This window comes from Providencia sp. PROV200 (assembly GCF_049901995.1).
In the GTDB taxonomy this organism is placed as follows: domain Bacteria; phylum Pseudomonadota; class Gammaproteobacteria; order Enterobacterales; family Enterobacteriaceae; genus Providencia; species Providencia rettgeri_E.
The window spans coordinates 1,832,581-1,851,415 of the sequence record NZ_CP096307.1; the positions used below are offsets into that span (position 1 = coordinate 1,832,581).

The window sequence follows — 18,835 nt, forward strand, 5'->3', positions numbered from 1 at the left end:
GAGTGCTCCGTATTACATACGGCTGTATTCTTATCGTAAGCATTTTGCTATGTTACATGCACATGTAATTCGAATTATTTAGAGTATATCCATATTAGCAACGGGTAATCACTGATTTCTCTTCATTCGACATAACAATTCTTTGGGTTCTCAATGAAAAGCGTATTATCAATTCAATCCCATGTTGTTTTCGGCCATGCAGGAAACAGTGCTGCCGCATTTCCTATGTGCCGAATGGGCGTAGATGTGTGGCCACTCAATACCGTACAATTTTCGAATCACACACAGTATCCACAATGGACTGGAAGTGTTTTTTCGGCCCAGCATTTAACTGATATCGTTGATGGTTTAGCTAAAATCCATAAATTAGAGATTTGTGATGCTGTATTAAGTGGTTATATCGGCTCAGCTGAGCAAGGAGATGATATCCTTTCGATCGTGAAACAAGTGAAAGCAGCTAATCCGCAAGCTATCTATTTTTGTGACCCAGTTATGGGGCATCCTGAGAAAGGTTGTATTGTGGCACCCGGTGTTGCTGAGTTCTTGTGTGAACGTGCACTGGCTGCAAGCGACGCCATAGCACCAAATTTACTAGAGTTAGAAACATTAACGAACAGAACAATAAAAAATGTTGAAGAAGCAGTTCAAGCTGCTCGCGAATTGTGCCATAAAGGTCCTAAAATCGTTCTTGTTAAGCATTTAAGTCGTGCAGGGTATCGTGCTGATCGTTTTGAAATGATCCTCGTAACAGCAGAACATAGTTGGCATGTTAGCCGTCCTCTCGTTGATTTTGGTGAGAAACAACCTGTCGGTGTTGGTGATTTGACCAGTGGTTTGATGTTGGTTAACTTATTGAAAGGTGAGCCTTTAGATAAGGGATTAGAGCACGTTGCAGCCGCGGTATATGAAGTGATGATAAAAACCAAAGAAATGGGTAAGTATGAGTTACAGCTCGTCGCTGCTCAAGACAAAATGGTTAATCCTGAACATAATTTCTGTGCAACACAATTAGATTAAATTAATTTGTATGATTGAAAATAGCGCTCTATTAGAAGAGCGCTATTTTGTAGATTAGATTAAACCTTCCGCTTTTAAGGCATCTTGAACATTAGGGCGTTTAGCGATCTTAGCAATGTAATCTTGCAGGTGAGTCAGGCTAGTCAAATCAAGCCCAACGTGTTTTGCCCAATTACTAACCGTGAATAAGTAGGCATCTGCGACACTAAAAGTATCGCCAGCAAAGAAAGCATGTTTAGCAAGCACGCTATCGACATACTCAAATTTATTAAACAACACTTTGCGTACAGTATCTTTATACTCTTCCGGTGTTCCTGGTGTGAATAAAGGTGAGAAAGTTTTATGGAGTTCTGTCGAAATAAAATTCAAAGCTTCTAACTGGTGATAACGTTTCATCGAACCTGGAAGCGCAATGAGGTTACGATCCGGTTTTTGGTCTGCAATATATTGAACAATAATTGCACCTTCTGTGAGTTGTTCACCATTATCCAGCACTAAAGTGGGTACTTGTCCTTTCGGGTTTATTGCTAAAAAGTCTTCACCTTTCTCTGTTTTTTTCTCTTTTATATTCACTCGTTCAATGCTGAAATCTAAGCCAGTTTCACGCAGAATGATGTGGGGAGAAAGTGAACAAGCACCGGGAGCGTAATATAATTTCATCATAAAACTCCTAAATTGTTGGGTTGGCATTCATATGGCACATAAATACATATCACTTAAGTATATCATTACTTTTTGTTAACGAATTGCCATCAGGTGCGAGTTAAAAAATAAAACCCTAAATCGGACGGAAAGTATCGTTAATATGAATAGCAGTGTACAGCTAGTGTTTAAAACTATAAATGATAAAAATACATAAATCTAAGATAGTTACCTTATGTAGGGTCAGACTATTTTGCTAAACTCTTCGCCTTGTCTTATGAACGACAACAAACCGAATAATAAGCAACAGGTGAGCAAATAAATGACCAGTGTGTGTCAGAAATTGAATTTTTTAGGAAAACTAGACCAAATTTTAATGGCTCATCAGCCAAATAAGAGCCATGGGATTAAACGTTTTCTATTAGAGTTTTGGTTTTTCGGTTTAATTAATGCTCGTTCCTGTTTATTCGCTGGATTTTTCTTTTTAGCGCTATTCTTGGTACCTGCTAAAGGGCTAATTGGCATACCTCGCTATGATGTGTTACTAATTTTTGCGGTTATTTTTCAAGGATTGTTGGTTTGGTCAAAACTAGAAACTTGGGATGAGTTAAAAGCGATTTGTGTTTTTCATTTAGTCGGTTTTATGATGGAGCTGTTTAAAACATCAGCAACGATTGGTTCATGGCAATACCCAGATGAAGCCTACACGAAGCTTTGGGGAGTTCCTTTATTTACTGGCTTTATGTATGCGGCTGTAGGGAGTTATATCATTCAGTCTTGGAGGTTTTTTAAAGTAAGAATTGAACACTACCCACCTTACTGGATGGCAACAGTAGTCGCTCTAGCTATTTATATTAATTTTTTTAGCCACCATTATATTGATGATTATCGCTGGTATTTAGCGGCGTTTATTATGGGGTTGTATGCGCGTAGTATGGTTTTTTATACTCCACTTGATAAAGAACGGAAAATGCCATTATTGCTCGCATTTATGTTAATTGGTTTTTTTATTTGGCTGGCTGAAAATTTTGGGACATTTTTTGGTGTTTGGCAATATCCAAACCAAATTGGTGCTTGGTCAATGGTACATGCAGGTAAGTGGGGGGCCTGGTCACTGTTAGTGATTGTTACCTTTACAATTGTTGTACATCTTAAACATATTAAAGCCAATGTGACGATAGCACGTTAATATTGGGGGCAGTTTTCTCGAATATAAATATCAAAACGGGTAAAGCCATCGATAGGTATTTGTATTTTGTCGCGTTTAAAATGATCACTTAGGATATCCATTACGCGGCGAACTTCCAGTTGAGGGTTTTGATCTAAAATAGCGTCGATGACGCCTTCACGTAACATTTGTATGCGTCTATCTGATAACTCATGAGTGATCAATGTCACTGCATTATGTAATCCCATAATTTGTAATGCACTGGCAATTTGTGAATTTCCAGATGTGACATTATAAATCCCTCGAATAGAGGGTTCTTTTCGTAGCACATCGCGTACCATTTCACCCGCCTTAATACTGTTTTCTTCGCTTTCTAAGCAGCGAGTTACGGAGCATTGAGGGAAACGTTCACGTAATACGTTGCGAAAACCAATCTCTCGTTCGCCTTGGCCAATAAACTCATTTAGGCCTAACACAATCACAACGTCACCCCCTTGTGAACCCATGAAGCGCCCCATTAACTCCCCTGCGGTGCGTCCCATTTGGCGGTTATCAGGACCAATATAGGCTATTCGTCCACAATTTGGTATATCTGTTGCTAGCGTTAAAATAGGGATCAAATTGGCAATTTTACGTAAGACATGAACAAGCGCGTCATATTGTGGACTAATAACCACGAGCGCATCATAAGACTTGGGAATTTGCATCACCTGTTCAACGGTTTTAGCCGTATCGTTGACATCTAAATAATGCAAGAAAAAATGTATTCGCCTTTCAGGTAGCTGAGTGCTGGCATCGGTAAAAGCATCGCATAAACCTTTATAAAAAGGGTTTTTAGGCGATTGCATTAGCACCGCAACACGTAAAATCGGCATGTAGCTACGAAACAACGTTCGGTCAATATTGAGTCGATGTGCCCATTCTAATACTTTTGCTTGTTTTTTGGGATTAACGCCACCGCGTTGGTTTAATACACGGTCAACAGTACTTAAACTTACACCAGCTGCCTCCGCGACCTGTTGTAAAGTTGTTTTCCTACTCATCTATCTCTCCTGTTGATGTGAAAACTTCAAAATTTGAAGGAAAACCTTCAATTATCCATTCGATTAACAAAACACCATCAATTAACTTATTAAGCAATCATTGATGGGGAGGAATGGGTGATGAATCACAAACAATTTTACGCGACAGGTCAAGCTCAGCTACAGATAGGGGTAAGCCCATTATCGTGGGTTAATGAGGTTTTACCTGAGTTTGGCATGGGAGTATCTGCAGAACAATGTTTGTCACAAGCGAGGCAGGCAGGTTATCAGGGAGTTGAAATGAGCCGAATTTTTCCGCGTGGACCCGCTCAGTTAACGCAACTATTGCAGAGATATCAACTCAGTTTAATTTCTGGTTGGTTCGATGGCTTTTTGACTGAAAGGAGCGTTGAAGATGAATTGAATGCCGTGGAGGCACACGCAAAGCTGTTACAGGCGTGCGGTTGTCAGGTCATGGTTTATGGTGAGTGTGGCTGGATGGCAGATAATGCTCTCGATATTCCATTTTCTAATAGACGTCTGTTACCTGTTGAACAGCGTAAAAGCTATGCGCAGAAACTCACTTCATTTTCCCAGCAACTGTATCAACGCTATGGCTTATACCTTGCTTATCACCACCATTTAATGATGGTCGCCGAAAGTTTTGATGAGATCCACAGCATTATTAGCCAATGTGGCGAAGAGGTCGGCTTATTGTTAGATACGGGGCATGCTGCCGCTGCCGGTTTTAATTATCAATATCTTATCAATGAGTTTGCTTCTCGGATTTGCCATATCCACTTGAAAGATGTGCGCAAGGAAGTCTTACAGAAAGTACAAACTGACCAACAAGGTTTCAATGATGGTGTGCGTAGAGGCATGTTTACTATCCCGGGAGATGGTTGTATTGACTACCAGCCTTTAGCGACATTTTTACACGGATCCGGTTACCAAGGCTGGATTGTAGTTGAAGCAGAACAAAACCCACAAATGGCACCGCCTTATGAAACGGTAGCGCGTGCTTATCAATACGTGACTCAACACATTTTAACTCGAAATTAAGGAATGATTATGGCGACGAAAACACTCAATGTAGGGTTAATTGGTTCAGGGTTTATGGGGCAAGCACATGCAGATGCATGGCGCCGTGCAGGCTTGTTATATGCAGACTTACCCTTAAAACCTGTACTACATACTTTGGCTGACGCAACAGCATCGATAGCAGAACAAGCCGCAAAACGTTTTGGATTTGCTCATTGGACCGCAGATTGGCGTGAAATGGTGCACCATCCAGAGATTGATATTGTTGACATTACAACGCCAAATAACATGCACTTTGATATGGCTCTAGCTGCTATTCATGCAGGTAAACATGTGTACTGCGAAAAACCACTCACTGTTAGCCTTGAAGAAGCACATATTTTAGTAGAAGAAGCACGTAAGGCAAATGTGAAGACGATCATGGCCTTCAACAATATCAAAACACCAGCCGCGCAATTAGCAAAACAAATGATTGAACGCGGTGAGATTGGTGAGCTGACCCGATTTCGTGGTTGGTTTGACCAAGGTTTTTTCAATGATCCCAATTTACCTTGGAGCTGGCGTTGTTCACGAGAGTTGGCAGGTTCTGGTTCATTAGGTGATTTAGGCTCTCACGTGGTAAGTGTTGCCCAATATTTGATGGGGCCTGTCGCGAGTGTAATAGGGCAGGAGCAAACATTTATTAGCGAGCGGCCAGAAGCCGGGCAAGGCTCAGGTTATGGTGCCACCGCTAGCAGCCAGTCAGTGAAAAAACGGGTTGAAAATGATGACCAGTTTCAAGCATTAGTCCGTTTTACGAATCAAGCGGCGGGAGTGATTGAATCATCTCGTATCTCTGCGGGTAAAGTATTTGGTATTGCTTGGGAGGTATCTGGAACTGAAGGCACCATTATTATGGATGGTGAACGATTTAATGAGCTAAAAATTGCCCGTTATAGTGACTCTAATCATGATCGTGGTTTCAAAACTATTTATGCAGGTTCACAGGTTGATTCGTTCGCTGGGTTCTTTGGTTTTGACTTTGCGGGGGGGGGATTAGGCTATTTTGACATTAAAGTTATTGAAATTTATGACTTAATTAAAGGATTGGTGAGTAATCAGCCTTGTTTCCCTGATTTTACCTTTGGCTATGAAAATCAAAAAATCATTGATGCGATGATCCACTCATCGAACCGTGGGGGTGTGGTTTCGATTAAATAATCATCATGTTGATAGGATAAGGAGAATGATATGTCTGTATTATCATATAGACATAATGAAAGCGTGGCGTTGATAACCGGTGGGGCATAAGGTGTAGGGTTTTCCATTGCTAAACAGTTAGTTCATGAGGGCTGTCGGCGTATCATTCTCGCTGGTCGCGACGCGCAAAAGGGTGAGAAGGCGGTGGAAGAGTTACATGCTTTGGACTGTGAAACTTTGTTTATCTCAATTGACTTACAGTGTGCTGATGAATGTCTGGCATTAGTCGATATATATGTTAAGTGATGACGCGGGTGTGATGACGGGAAGTTTAGTGGATTACGATCAAAATATCGCGGGAGCTTATTCTGAATAAGTTTATTACCAGATAAAAAAATAAAGAGGGCAGATTAGTATGCTGTTCCTCTTTATCTTCTGAATAATATAACTAATGCCAGTAACGAATTACAAGTCTTGTCGCCAAGCATCAATCGACAAGGGTTCACCGAAGTGACTTTCAATTAACCGGCGGGTAACGTCGTGAAGAGGAGCGGCTAAAACCTCTGCGGTATTACCACGCTCAACGACTTCGCCTTTATCCATGACAAGCATTTTATCGCTGACGTGCTTCATCATCCCTAAGTGCTGGGTAACATAGATAAATGCAATATCTTGTTTTGCTTGTAAATCTAACATTAAATTGATGATTTGCGAGCGCATAGACATGTCTAACGACGCCAATGCTTCATCCGCAATAATAATCTCGGGTTGTAGGATAAGTGCTCTTGCCAGTGCAATACGCTGTTTTTGCCCTGATGCTAACATATGCGGATAGTATTCAGCATGGTCGGCAAGTAACCCGACTTGGCGAAGCGTTTGGATAATGCGCCTTTCTCGTTCTATACCCGTTAAGTCAGTGTTTAATTTTAAAGGGAGTTCAAGTGTTTGACCAATACGTTGCCTTGGGTTTAGGGACGTACTCGGATCTTGGAAAATCATACGAATACGCTGGCAACGGTAGCTATAATCGCCAAAGTTAAGCCGTTGTCCGCGAATAAAAATATCACCGCTGGTGGGTTCTACAACCCCTGATAACATCCGCGCAAGCGTTGATTTCCCTGAGCCATTGGCACCAATAATGGCTAATGTTTGGCCTGCCTGTAAGTTAAAGCTAACGGGTTTGACGGCTTGCAATTCGTGCCGATGAAATAACCCTTCACGAAAGCGGAAAGTTTTTGTGAGATTACGGACTTCAAGTAAGGTTTCCATTTAGGGTTGCTCCTCGGTGTTTAGCGGATAGTGGCAAGCAACGAGGTGGCCTTTAATATTGCGCAATTGTGGCGCGTTGATGCAAGTGCGTTGTGCGTAAGGGCAACGAGGGCCAAGGCGGCAACCAATGGGTAAATGTTCAAGAGAAGGAATTGCACCAGGTAACGTATTTAGCCGCCCTTTATGGGGAAGAGGGCTTTCAAAATCAGGGATTGAGCGGATTAACGCTTGGGTATAAGGGTGGCGTGGCCGTTGCAGAATATCTTCAGGTGTTGCACTCTCAACCGTTTGGCCACAATAGAGTACGTTGATGCGATCAACAAGTTTTGACATCATTTCCATATCATGGCTAATGAGCAAAATTCCCATGTTATTGTTTTGGTTTAGTTTATCCAATAAACGGAAAATTTGAGCCTGAGTGGTAGACTCCATCGCATTGGTCGGTTCGTCAGCGATCAATAAACGCGGCTGGTTAGCGATCGCAATCGCTATCATGACTTTCTGGCATTCGCCATCGGTGAGCTCATAAGGATAACTGCGCATAATATCTTTATGATCTTTAATACCCACTCGGTGTAATAGCTCTATAGCACGGCGTTTACGCCAATTAAAACGCTGCCACCAGCGGCCTTTATAAGTCCAACCTGGGATTGATTGGATAAGCTGTTTACCGATATCAGCGGCAGGATCGAGGCAAGATTGGGGTTCTTGAAATATCATCGAGATATTATGACCAATTAACCGGCGACGTTTACGTGGACTGAGTTTCAGTAAGTCAATATCTTGAAATCGAAAGCGGTCGGCTTTTACACGAATGTTATCTTTAGTTACGCCACAAATCGCTTTTGCAATCAGGCTTTTCCCAGAGCCTGATTCGCCAACTAAACCTCGGATTTCCCCTTCAGATAATGTCATGGATACGCGATCAACAGCTTTGACTGGGCCATTTGCCGTCATAAATTCGATAGTTAAATTGCGGATGTCTAGTAGCGGCATTATTCAACTCCCGCGTTGATGGCACGATGTAGCCCATCACCTAAAAGGTTAACGAAAAGCACGCTTATCATGATAGCAACACCGGGTAAGATAACCGTCCAAGGAGCGACGTAGATAAGCTCTAAAGTGTCGCCTAACATGGCCCCCCATTCAGAAGATGGAAGTTGTGCGCCTAAATCAAGAAAACCTAAAGCAGCAATATCTAAAATAGCGATTGAAAGCGCGCGAGTTAGTTCAGTTACCAGAATAGGAGTGATGTTTGGCAGTACGGTATACCATAAAATAAAAATGTTTGAAGCGCCATCAAGGCGTGCGGCAACAATGTACTCTTTATCTAACTCATCATGGACAGCGACGTAAATGGTTCTTACCATCCGTGGAATTAATGCAAGGCAAATGGCGAGCATCGCATTTTGTAGGCTAGCGCCCATAAATGCGACGACAATAATCGCCAGTAATAAGGATGGAATTGAAAGTAACGTATCAAGTATATGGTTAAAAATTGCAGATTTTAATCCACGAGTCATCCCTGCTAAGCAGCCGAGAACTAACCCTATCAGTGTCGCTACTAATGTGACTAGAATAGCCGCCCCAAACGTTGATTTAGTGCCAATTAATAGCCGACTCAGAATATCGCGCCCAAGGTCATCTGTCCCAAAGAAGAAAGCAACGTCGCCATAGTGTGACCACGATGGGGGGGTTAATTGGTAACCTAAAAATTGTTGATCTAGTGCATAAGGTGCTAGATAATCGCCAACAAAGCATAAAATTAATAAAACTAACACACCAACAAATCCCACCATAGAAACCACATCTGATGAGAAGATATTCCATACCACACGTGTTGGGGATGGCATTTTTTGTTCACGATAAAAATTATCTGAGGACATACCAATCCTTATGTTTTAATGGGTCCATCATGGCGCCTAAAATATCAGACAACACATTTACAGTAATCACTAATGCGCCAATTAGCATCACGCCAGCAGAAATTGCGGAGTAGTCTTCTTGGCGGATTGCTGTCACTAACCAACGGCCCAGCCCTGGCCAGTTAAAAACGAGTTCGGTTACCATCGTCAGTGTCAACATGGTGGAAAACTGTAACCCAAGTTTAGGAATGATTGGGGGGATGGCATTATGAAAAATATGGCGACGAATGATCTTAATCCGTGAGAGCCCTCGAATAGCGGCCGCTTTAATATAATTTTCACTGGCTATTTCTTCGGTGCTATTGCGTACTAACCGAATAACCTCTGTTGTTGGCGCCAGTGCCAATGTAAGAACAGGTAACACCATGTGTTCAAGTACATTGATAATCATATCGTTACGATAGAGCGAATCAGAAAGCCATGCATCAACCAAGGCAAAGCCAGTGACTGTTTTCAAATTGTATAATAGGTCAATTCGGCCAGATACAGGTAGCCACCCTAGATGTAATGAGAAAAAGAGGGTTAAGACTAGGGCGAGTACAAATACAGGGACAGAAAATCCTAATAAAGCAAAAACACTGATAGCAATATCCGCGGGTTTGTTACGCCAAAAAGCAGCAATGATGCCGAGGGGAATGCCTGTCGTTAAAGCAAAAATAAACGCTAAAATACACAATTCCATTGTTGCAGGGAATGTATCTCTTAACTGTTCACTGATGGGTTCCCCGTTGATACTTGAAACACCGAAATCAAAATGGAGTAAGCCTTCAAAATAAAAAATATAGGCATCGATAAGTGAAGCGCCACTCAATGGGGCATTGGGCGTAAAATAGCTTAAGCTAAAGCTGACTAGCGACAAGAAGAACACCGTGACTAATAAAAGTAAAAAACGACGCAGTGAATAGATAATCATGGTTGCTGCCTCTGTTTTTTCGGAGAAACTTTTTCAGTCTGTTCCATTTCCCGATACACACCCGCAAATGAGGTATTACCAAATGCGCTGATCATTAGCCCTTTTATATCATAGCGGTAGGCTTGTAAACGTAAAGAATAGGCAAGCGGTAAGACGGGTAAATCTTCCCCTAAAATTTGCTGTGCTTGGTGGTAGTAGTCTATACGTGCGGCTAATTGTTGCGTTAAGAGTGCCTTATGTAAGATTTCATCAAAAGCGGGATTACACCAATGGCTTAAATTGGTTTGTGAACCAATTGCCGCACAACTTAGTAGCGGGCGGAAAAAACTGTCTGGGTCATTGCTGTCAGTCGTCCAGCCTGCTAATGTCATATCATGGTTTCGATCCATTAACTGGTTTTCTTGGAAACGACCTTCGACAGAACGGATATTCATGACAATACCCACTTGCGCTAAGTCAGCCTGAATAAGCTCAGCCATTTTTAATGGGCTAGGGTTATATGATTGTGAGGCAATTGGTACCCATAAATCTAATTTTAGATTTTCTAGTCCCATCTCTTTGAGCATTTGTTTGGAAAGTTCGGGGTTATAATCGGTGATCTTTGCTTGGTTGTCATAAGCCCATGATGCTCTCGGTAAAATAGATGCGGCTGTTTCTGCTGTGCCATAGTAAATTGATTGCATAAGACGCTCATTATTAATTGCGTAAGCAATGGCTTGGCGTACTTTTAGTTTATCTAACGGGGGCTTACTCGTATTAAATGCGAGATAAGCAATATTCATTCCCGAGCGCATAGCGATCCGCAAGCGCGGGTCATCACGTAATACTTTAAGCTGACTTGCGGCTGGGTAAGCTAAAACATCACACTCCCCTGTGAGTAATTTCGAAATACGGCCAGTTCCTCCCGCTCCCATATCAACAACCACTTCCTCCATACGAGGTAACCCTTTCCAGTAATTGTCGTTTCTGAGAAGTCTAACAAATTGCCCGGCTTGGTAGTCATCTAGGTGAAATGGCCCCGTACCAACTGGCCGCCAATCGATCAGCTCTTGGCGATTTATACTTGAGAGGTAATCGGCATATTCGGATGAAAGTACAGGTGCATAGTGAGTCGCCAAGTGCCATAAAAAAGACGCATCAGGTGAATTCAAACGGAACTCCACTGTATGGTTATTTATTTTACGTATGCTTTGGACACTGTTGGCAAATTGTAAGCTATCGAAATAAGGATAACGGCCCCCATTAATATAGTGATAAGGGTGGTTTACCTCAAACATGCGGGAAAAGCTAAACACAACATCATCGGCATTCATATTACGCGTCGGTGTAAACCAAGCGGTATTTTGGAATTTAACATCTTTGCGCAGGTATAAACGATAAGTCGCGCCATTATCGAGAACTTCCCATTTCGCAGCCAGTTCTGGAACCAAACGATAGGTAAACGGGTCAACATCTAACAGGCGATCATAAATTTGGGCCCCCAGAGGGTCGACAATCAGCCCGCTACTGACTAGCTGCGGATTGAAAGTGGTCACGATCCCATTTACACAGTAAATAAACCCTTTTTGGCGTATGTCTGCAGGGACTTCGTTAGCCACAATATCGGTAAAGCGCTCTTGGTTATCAAGCGCTTGTGCGGATACCGAAATGATAAATAAAAACCAAAGAGTTAATAGGCGCATACCACTGACATCGTTAACGAGAATTCACCTATTGTAGCGTAAAAATGGGGATACAGGGTATAAGCAAAATTCAGTCTAAAAAAGATTAAAAATCAAGCTAAAAAGGAAGGTGTTAATATAATAATTAACCTAAATTATTATATTAATCATTGAAGTATGTCTTAATGAGAAAAAATCTCATTAAAAAGCTTTACAAATGGCACTGATAACGATTATCATTCGTTTTGTCACTTAAGCCAAGTGCTTATGTAGACAAGGCATGACATTGCTCACATTGCTTCCAGTGTTTTATTTAATAGCCAGCTTGGGTGCTGGCTTTTTTTTATGTGAAATTTTCTATGCAAAATAGTGGGAGCCTGTTTTACTTCATTTCTCGTTATTACTCTAAACCCACATAGTGTAGGTCTTCATCTGTCACTTTACCTTGGAGAGTACACAAGAAACGAACAACGCCTCTTTGCTCATCTTTTTCAATAACCAGCATTTTTTCAGCAGCATTCGGGTCTAAGTTGTAGTCTTGCGTTGCGTATTCGTTAAACACCCATTTGCTTTGCAAATTATGGCGGATCATCGGTGAATAGATGTAAGTATTTCCCACCTTTATAATAGCAATCTTTGATGAAGTATAACGGACAACCTCTTCAAGGCTTTGAGTGGTTTCAAATCCCCAAAAATAGTATTGGCCGCGTAATCCTAAATAAGTGAAGTCATCATATTTGTCAAAATTACTATGGCTAATAAAAAAACGGTTAAAAGTAACAAGACCTGTTGGTGAAAAATTGAGATTAATAGAAACTTGTTCGCTGTCACTTAACTGTCTATTTTTCAGTGTATTAGATACATCTTTTAAAACAGGGTAATCTTTTATTTTTTCGAAAAAAGCCGAGTCACAGTAAGAAAAAGTTCTCATTAATGATTCCGCGCTGACTGCAGGAGATAACCCTAGAAGAAAAAAAGTGATAGCGAGTATATTTATATTCTTCATAATCGGCTCCTCATATAATAAAAATCATATTAATAGAGATATCATATAAATATATTTCGCGCAGTAGTTAAATATGACAAGGTGTAAAAATAGTTTAATAAGATAACATTAGTATTAATTTAATATAGCTTAAGTATGGATATTTAATTAACTAAATGTGCTGAATATCAATGATGTTTATATGTAATGGTCAGTAAAAATTACTATCCACCATTATTTTACTATTTTTAACTCATTGGGTGTGTAAATTGAACTAGTGGTTATTTATTTTTTTAATTAAATTAAATCGTTGAAATAAATCAATTTATTTTATTTTTTCTATATTCCTTGTCGGGTTTAATTAGTTAGGGGTAATAAATAACTCTTGAAACTAAAATATGGAATTGGAAATATTTAGTAATAAAAAAGGAGATGTTTAATTTTATTTTTACGTATTAAGTATAATACAGTAGTCCAAACAATAAAATTTTATTTTTTGGACTACCAGTTATTAAATTTCAATATTTATTTGATGTTTTTTTATTAGCCCCCGAAGTTGATCATAACTTAATGATAACCGTTGTGCGGCTTTACGTTGATTAAAATGGCAATCTTTTAATGCTCTTTCTAATAGCGCTTTTTCAGACTGCTGTTGCCACTGACGTAAATCACAAGGTAATGAAGGCAATGTTGTTTTTTGTTGCTGGGTAGGTTGTGAGGACAGAGTATTTTGTAATTCATGTAACTCTGCGAGTTTTTCGCCAAATGGGTTAAAAATAATATTATCGACAGGTTCCGCACGGTTTCCATGTCGGTATATTGAGCGTTCAATAACATTTTTTAATTCGCGCACGTTACCTGGCCATGGGTAGTGTTGTAGGGCTTGCTGAGCATGCAAGGTAAAACCTGTAAAATGTGAACGCCTTAATTCACCACACATTAAAATGGCAAAATGTTCTGCGAGTAATAATATATCGGGCTGCCGTTCACGCAATGGGGGGAGGCGAATAACATCAAAAGCTAGTCTATCTAGGAGGTCAGCTCGAAAACGGCCTTGTTTGGCAAGCTCGGGCAAATTGGCATTTGTGGCACAGATTAGACGCACATCTACGTGTAAAGCTTGGCTTCCACCGACACGTTCAAGTTCGCCATATTCAATGACACGCAGGAGTTTTTCTTGAACTGACATAGGTGCAGTGGCTAGTTCGTCAAGAAAAAGAGAACCCTTGTCAGCCCGTTCAAAGCGCCCTTGATGGCGTTTTTGGGCTCCCGTAAAAGACCCCGCTTCATGTCCAAATAATTCAGAATCCAGCAAATTCTCATTGAGTCCGCTGCAATTGAGAGAGATAAAAGCTTCTTGCCAGCGTGGGGAAAGGTAATGGAGTCTATCTGCGATAAGCTCTTTACCCGTGCCGCGTTCACCGATAACTAGAACAGGTTTATTGAGCTGTGCGAGTTCAGAGGCTTGTTCGAGCACATCGAGAAAATTACTTGAAACGCCAAGAATAGGTTCATTGGATTCTTTCATGGTTATTTTCACCAATAGTTGGTTTAAAATGCCGATGCTTGAACTATAGACTAAAATGATTTCTAGGGAAAGCTTATAATTATTCTCTTTAAAATCATATTGATATAAGTTTATTTAAAAGTTGGCATGCAAATTGCTATTTTTAATATGTGAATAGCAATAGCTAAATACAGCAACATGCGAATTGTTGTTAGACTTACGGAGCGTCAGGTATGGGTTGGAAGCCAAATCAGTCGAGGCGCTACAGAATGATTAAATCCATCAAGGGGATATAAATAATGGGTATTTTTTCACGTTTTGCCGATATCATTAATGCAAACATCGCTTCTTTGTTAGACAAAGCAGAAGATCCGCAAAAAATGATCCGTCTGATGATCCAAGAAATGGAAGACATGTTAGTTGAAATCCGTTCAACATCAGCACGTACTTTAGCAGAAAAGAAAGGTTTAGAACGTCGCATTGAAATGGGCGAAAAACAAGTTGCTGATTGGCAAGAAAAAGCAGAATTAGCGCTGGTGAAAGATAAAGAAGATTTAGCGCGCGCAGCACTGATTGAAAAGCAAAAAGTGAGTGCGATGGTTGATACCTTAAAACACGAGCTGATTATTGTTGATGAAACCTTGACTCGCTTGAAAGGTGAAATCACAGAATTAGAGAACAAACTGCAAGAAACTCGTGCAAAGCAACAATCAATGGTTGTTCGTATGGAAGCTGCACAGTCTAGTCGTAATGTACGTCGCCAACTGGATAGCGGCAAACTAGATGAAGCAATGGCGCGTTTTGAACAGTTTGAACGCCGTATAGACCATATGGAAGGCGAAGCTCAAAGTTATGGTATTGGTAAACAAAAATCACTGGACCAACAGTTTGCAGAGTTAAAAGCAGACGATGAAATAAGCGCGCAATTAGCAGCGCTTAAAGCTAAAATCAATAAAGATCAGTAACAGTTATTTTGATGCACTGGTACGTTAGCCATATCGTATCAGTGCCATAGATAGGTTAACCATATGTATAAGGATATGTGATGGGCTACGTTTTTCTGTCTCTCGTATTAATTATTTTTCTCATTTTTATTCTGCCTATTTGGCTGTGGTTACACTACAGCAAAAAAAATAGTGGGCAGGGGAGTCAGCTAACTGAAAATGAAGTACAACGTTTAATGCAATTAGCAGAGCAAGCATCACAGATGCAGCAACGCATTAAAACGCTTGAAGATATTTTGGATGCAGAACACCCAAATTGGAGGCAAAAATAATGACTCAATTTCGCAACCGCAAACTTTATCGTTTAACGGATAGACGTGTGTTCGGTGGTGTGTGTTCAGGTATTGCTGAATACTTAGAACTTCCGGTTGCTTTGGTTAGAGCATTAGCCGTATTGGCCTTATTTGTAAGCTTTGGAATTACATTGATTTTATATATCGTGATGTGCTTTGTCGTAGAAACGGCGCCAAGTGGCTACCGTTCACAGCAAGATATTGGCCCTGAAGTTAGCAGTTTGATTAACCAAATCGATACACAATTAAAATCGGGTGAAATGAAGCTACGCCAGATTGAAAGATATGTCACATCAGATACTTATACAGTGAACAGTAAATTTCGAAATCTATAACAAATCGTATCGCCATCACATGATAAGGGATTAGGTTTTAAAACCAAATCCCTTTTGTTTTTTATCAAAAAGTGAGTGAATTATGGCAAATAACGTTCTTTATCGAATCAAAAAATTTGTAAAAAAACGTCTTCTGCAAAAAGGCATTCGACTTGCGGCCGTGTTGCTTATCTCTTATAGCCCTGCTGGGATTATAGGCAGAATAATTAAATTATTGGCAAGTAAATGGTTGCTTAATGTACTCATTAAACGGTTAACCTAATACAATTTGTTTTATGCTAAATTATAGAACTCAGTATGACGTAACATGAGTTTAAATTGAAAGGATAAGTCTTGGGAGGAGCATGAAACGACTGCACAGTGAGTTAACTGATTTGATGAATAGAAGTGTTGATCGTCATGTTAGGCTCGCAGTAACAGGGCTTAGCCGCAGTGGAAAAACCGCATTTATTACTTCACTAGTGAATCAATTATTGAATGTGAATGCGGGTGCGCGGCTGCCTTTATTTTCTGCCGCGCGTGATAAGCGGTTGTTAGGGGTGAAACGGATACCTCACCGTGATTTGTCAGTGCCACGCTTCGCGTATGATGATGGGATTGCATCACTCTATGGGGAACCGCCACAATGGCCAACACCAACACGAGGTGTTAGTGAAATACGCCTTAAATTACATTACCGCTCAGAAGACTCTTTTTTGCGTCACTTTGTTGATAATTCATCATTATATTTAGAGATTGTCGATTACCCCGGCGAATGGTTGCTGGATTTACCCATGCTAGATTTAAATTATTTAGCGTGGTCTGAACAAATGAACAGCTTAATCAAGGGGGAACGCGCACATTTAGCCCAATCGTGGCTGGCATTGTGTGAAAAATGTGACCCGTTAGCACCAGTTGATGAAAATTTGCTTGCTGAAATTGCAGCTGCCTACACTCAATATTTAGTGGAATGCAAGGCTCAAGGCCAACATTTTATTCAACCGGGACGTTTCGTTTTACCCGCTGAATTAGCAGGAGCGCCCGCTCTGCAATTTTTCCCATGGCCGAATGTGGCCAAGTATGGCGATAAAAAGCTCGCACAGGCAGGTAAAAACACCAATATTGGCGCATTACAGCAACGTTATCAATATTACTGTGAGCATGTTGTAAAGGGCTTTTATCGTGATTATTTCCAACGTTTCGACCGACAAATTGTGTTAGTTGATTGCTTACAACCGCTAAATAGCGGTGTTGACGCTTTTAATGATATGAGAATGGCATTAAGCCAATTAATGCGTAGCTTTCACTATGGAAAACGCACACTGTTGAGACGTTTATTTTCACCTTGTATTGATAAATTGCTCTTTGCAGCGAGCAAGTCAGACCATGTAACCCCAGACCAACATGCTAATTTAGTGGCTTTATTGCAACAGTTAGTGCAAGAGGCATGGCAGCATGCGGCATTTGAAGGGATCAGCATGGATTGTGTTGGTCTAGCATCAATACAAGCCACCGAAAGTGGTCTTGTGGATTATAAAGGTGAAAAACTCCCTGCGTTAAAAGGGAATCGGCTAAGTGATGGACAACCGTTAATGTTTTATCCAGGGGAAGTACCAAAACGCTTACCAAATGAGCAATTCTGGCAAACTCAAGGTTTTCAATTTGAAGATTTCAGACCAAGGCCAACGCCGATGGATCAACCATTGCCTCATATTCGAATGGACAGTGCGCTTGAATTTTTGTTGGGAGATAAACTGAAATGAATGAACCCTTAAAGCAGCGTTTAGATTTCGCTGAGAGTAGTGAAAATAATGCGAAAGAATCGCTAAAAAAAGCCCAAGTTTTTGATGAAGGAGAACTTGAGAAATTTACTCCAGTGTCTTTGGAAGCCGAACAAGACAGCCAAGAGGGTGATGTTGAAAGCCTGATTAACGAAGCGTTAAAACCAAAACGGAGTTTTTGGCGGAAATTAGTTGGCACGGCCGCGGGGATTTTTGGGGTTAGTGTTGTTGCTCAGCTCGGTGTTTGGATCCATCAATCTTGGGTAACGCAAGATTGGACTGCACTAGGTGTTGCAGCGGCGGGTGGCTTAATCGTTGTGGCAGGGGTTGGGTCGGTTATTGGCGAATGGCGGCGGTTGTATCGTTTAAGAGAACGCGCGGAGGAGCGGGACTTTGCTCGCGAATTATTGCATAGCCATGGTATGGGGCAAGGAAAGGCTTTTTGTGAAAAACTGGCTAAACAATCTGCGTTATCAATGCAGCATCCGGCGATTGTTAATTGGCAAACCACTCTTCATGACTCTCATAATGATAGGGAAGTTGTTGAATTGTATAGTCGAATGGTACAGCCTATCCTTGATGAACAAGCACGTAAAGAAATTAGTCGCTGTTCCGCTGAATCGGCCATTATGATTGCTGTGAGCCCGTTAGCGCTGGTGGATATGGCATTTATTGCTTGGCGAAATATTCGTTTAATTAATCGGATCGCGGCAATCTATGGCATTGAGCTCGGTTATTACAGCCGAATTCGGCTTTTTCGTATGGTGTTGATAAATATTGCCTTTGCTGGGGCATCTGAACTAATTCGTGAAGTGGGGATGGATTGGCTATCCCAAGACATTACCGCAAGGTTATCAACACGAGCAGCACAAGGTATTGGTGCAGGTTTGCTAACTGCGCGTTTAGGTATTAAGGCCATGGAGTTATGTCGACCGCTACCTTGGATTGAAAATAAGCCACGTTTAGCCGATTTTCGCCATCAGTTAATTGGCCAATTGAAGAATGTGATTCCGAGTAAAAAAGAAAAAGTATAGAGAAACCTTGTTGGCAGGGGGAGTTGACAGTTTTAACTCACCCTACAGCATCATTTGTTGATTAATGTTTTTATTCTCAT

At 40.9% G+C, this 18,835-nt stretch carries 18 protein-coding genes and 1 pseudogene; 10 read left to right on the forward strand and 9 right to left on the reverse strand.

The window, feature by feature from the left end:
- The first annotated feature begins 153 nt into the window (after positions 1-153).
- Positions 154-1,017 (forward strand): pyridoxal kinase PdxY, encoded by an 864-nt coding sequence (gene pdxY / locus M1E86_RS08400; protein WP_213913248.1) that lies wholly within the window; start codon positions 154-156, stop codon positions 1,015-1,017.
- Positions 1,018-1,071: 54 nt separating this feature from the next.
- On the opposite strand, the gene gstA is transcribed toward pdxY, so the two are convergent.
- Positions 1,072-1,677 (reverse strand): glutathione transferase GstA, encoded by a 606-nt coding sequence (gstA, locus tag M1E86_RS08405; protein ID WP_125891104.1) that lies wholly within the window; start codon positions 1,675-1,677, stop codon positions 1,072-1,074.
- A 304-nt stretch (positions 1,678-1,981) separates the two neighbouring features.
- On the opposite strand from gstA, the gene M1E86_RS08410 reads away from it, so the two are divergent.
- Positions 1,982-2,848, forward strand: coding sequence for a DUF817 domain-containing protein (locus M1E86_RS08410; RefSeq protein ID WP_125890983.1), 867 nt, complete (start codon positions 1,982-1,984; stop codon positions 2,846-2,848).
- On the opposite strand, the gene M1E86_RS08415 is transcribed toward M1E86_RS08410, so the two are convergent.
- Positions 2,845-3,870 carry a LacI family DNA-binding transcriptional regulator gene (locus tag M1E86_RS08415; protein ID WP_248468338.1) on the reverse strand — a complete coding sequence of 342 codons (1,026 nt, stop codon included), beginning with the start codon at positions 3,868-3,870 and terminating at the stop codon, positions 2,845-2,847. The two genes, M1E86_RS08410 and M1E86_RS08415, sit on opposite strands and share 4 nt — an antisense overlap.
- 120 nt (positions 3,871-3,990) lie before the next feature.
- On the opposite strand from M1E86_RS08415, the gene iolE reads away from it, so the two are divergent.
- The 3 genes and pseudogenes from iolE to M1E86_RS08430 form a co-directional block, all read left to right on the forward strand.
- Positions 3,991-4,911, forward strand: a complete 921-nt coding sequence (iolE, locus tag M1E86_RS08420; RefSeq protein WP_125890985.1) for a myo-inosose-2 dehydratase — start codon at positions 3,991-3,993, stop codon at positions 4,909-4,911.
- Between the two features lie 9 nt (positions 4,912-4,920).
- Complete coding sequence (locus M1E86_RS08425) at positions 4,921-6,090, forward strand: Gfo/Idh/MocA family protein (protein ID WP_125890986.1); 1,170 nt, start codon at positions 4,921-4,923, stop codon at positions 6,088-6,090.
- 102 nt (positions 6,091-6,192) lie between these two features.
- Positions 6,193-6,375: pseudogene (locus M1E86_RS08430) on the forward strand (KR domain-containing protein); the annotation flags it as partial.
- Positions 6,376-6,534: 159 nt separating this feature from the next.
- Here M1E86_RS08430 and sapF read toward each other — a convergent pair.
- From sapF to pspF, 7 genes are all read right to left on the reverse strand, one after another.
- Complete coding sequence (gene sapF, locus M1E86_RS08435) at positions 6,535-7,338, reverse strand: putrescine export ABC transporter ATP-binding protein SapF (RefSeq protein WP_004263864.1); 804 nt, start codon at positions 7,336-7,338, stop codon at positions 6,535-6,537.
- Positions 7,339-8,334, reverse strand: coding sequence for a putrescine export ABC transporter ATP-binding protein SapD (gene sapD / locus M1E86_RS08440; protein ID WP_125890987.1), 996 nt, complete (start codon positions 8,332-8,334; stop codon positions 7,339-7,341).
- The gene (gene sapC / locus M1E86_RS08445; protein ID WP_213913246.1) at positions 8,334-9,224 is read right to left on the reverse strand and encodes a putrescine export ABC transporter permease SapC; all 891 of its coding nucleotides are present in this window, start codon (positions 9,222-9,224) and stop codon (positions 8,334-8,336) included. The genes sapD and sapC overlap by 1 nt, the downstream gene beginning before the upstream one ends.
- The gene (gene sapB / locus M1E86_RS08450) at positions 9,211-10,176 is read right to left on the reverse strand and encodes a putrescine export ABC transporter permease SapB (protein WP_213913245.1); all 966 of its coding nucleotides are present in this window, start codon (positions 10,174-10,176) and stop codon (positions 9,211-9,213) included. The genes sapC and sapB overlap by 14 nt, the downstream gene beginning before the upstream one ends.
- Positions 10,173-11,858, reverse strand: coding sequence for an ABC transporter substrate-binding protein SapA (sapA, locus tag M1E86_RS08455; RefSeq protein ID WP_125890990.1), 1,686 nt, complete (start codon positions 11,856-11,858; stop codon positions 10,173-10,175). Before sapA ends, sapB begins: the two co-directional genes overlap by 4 nt.
- 379 nt (positions 11,859-12,237) lie before the next feature.
- Positions 12,238-12,843 (reverse strand): hypothetical protein, encoded by a 606-nt coding sequence (locus M1E86_RS08460; RefSeq protein ID WP_213913244.1) that lies wholly within the window; start codon positions 12,841-12,843, stop codon positions 12,238-12,240.
- A gap of 490 nt (positions 12,844-13,333) precedes the next feature.
- Entirely contained in the window at positions 13,334-14,350 is a 1,017-nt protein-coding gene (gene pspF, locus M1E86_RS08465; protein ID WP_125890992.1) for a phage shock protein operon transcriptional activator, read from the reverse strand.
- Between the two features lie 278 nt (positions 14,351-14,628).
- On the opposite strand from pspF, the gene pspA reads away from it, so the two are divergent.
- The 5 genes from pspA to M1E86_RS08490 all read left to right on the forward strand — a co-directional run bounded on the left by pspA (position 14,629) and on the right by M1E86_RS08490 (position 18,755).
- On the forward strand, positions 14,629-15,294 hold the full coding sequence (pspA, locus tag M1E86_RS08470) for a phage shock protein PspA (RefSeq protein WP_004263893.1): 666 nt from the start codon (positions 14,629-14,631) through the stop codon (positions 15,292-15,294).
- A gap of 80 nt (positions 15,295-15,374) precedes the next feature.
- Positions 15,375-15,605, forward strand: a complete 231-nt coding sequence (gene pspB, locus M1E86_RS08475) for an envelope stress response membrane protein PspB (RefSeq protein ID WP_004263897.1) — start codon at positions 15,375-15,377, stop codon at positions 15,603-15,605.
- Entirely contained in the window at positions 15,605-15,961 is a 357-nt protein-coding gene (pspC, locus tag M1E86_RS08480; RefSeq protein ID WP_004263899.1) for an envelope stress response membrane protein PspC, read from the forward strand. Before pspB ends, pspC begins: the two co-directional genes overlap by 1 nt.
- A 344-nt stretch (positions 15,962-16,305) precedes the next feature.
- Positions 16,306-17,703, forward strand: coding sequence for a YcjX family protein (locus M1E86_RS08485; protein WP_213913243.1), 1,398 nt, complete (start codon positions 16,306-16,308; stop codon positions 17,701-17,703).
- The gene (locus tag M1E86_RS08490; protein ID WP_125890996.1) at positions 17,700-18,755 is read left to right on the forward strand and encodes a YcjF family protein; all 1,056 of its coding nucleotides are present in this window, start codon (positions 17,700-17,702) and stop codon (positions 18,753-18,755) included. The genes M1E86_RS08485 and M1E86_RS08490 overlap by 4 nt, the downstream gene beginning before the upstream one ends.
- Positions 18,756-18,835 lie beyond the last annotated feature (80 nt).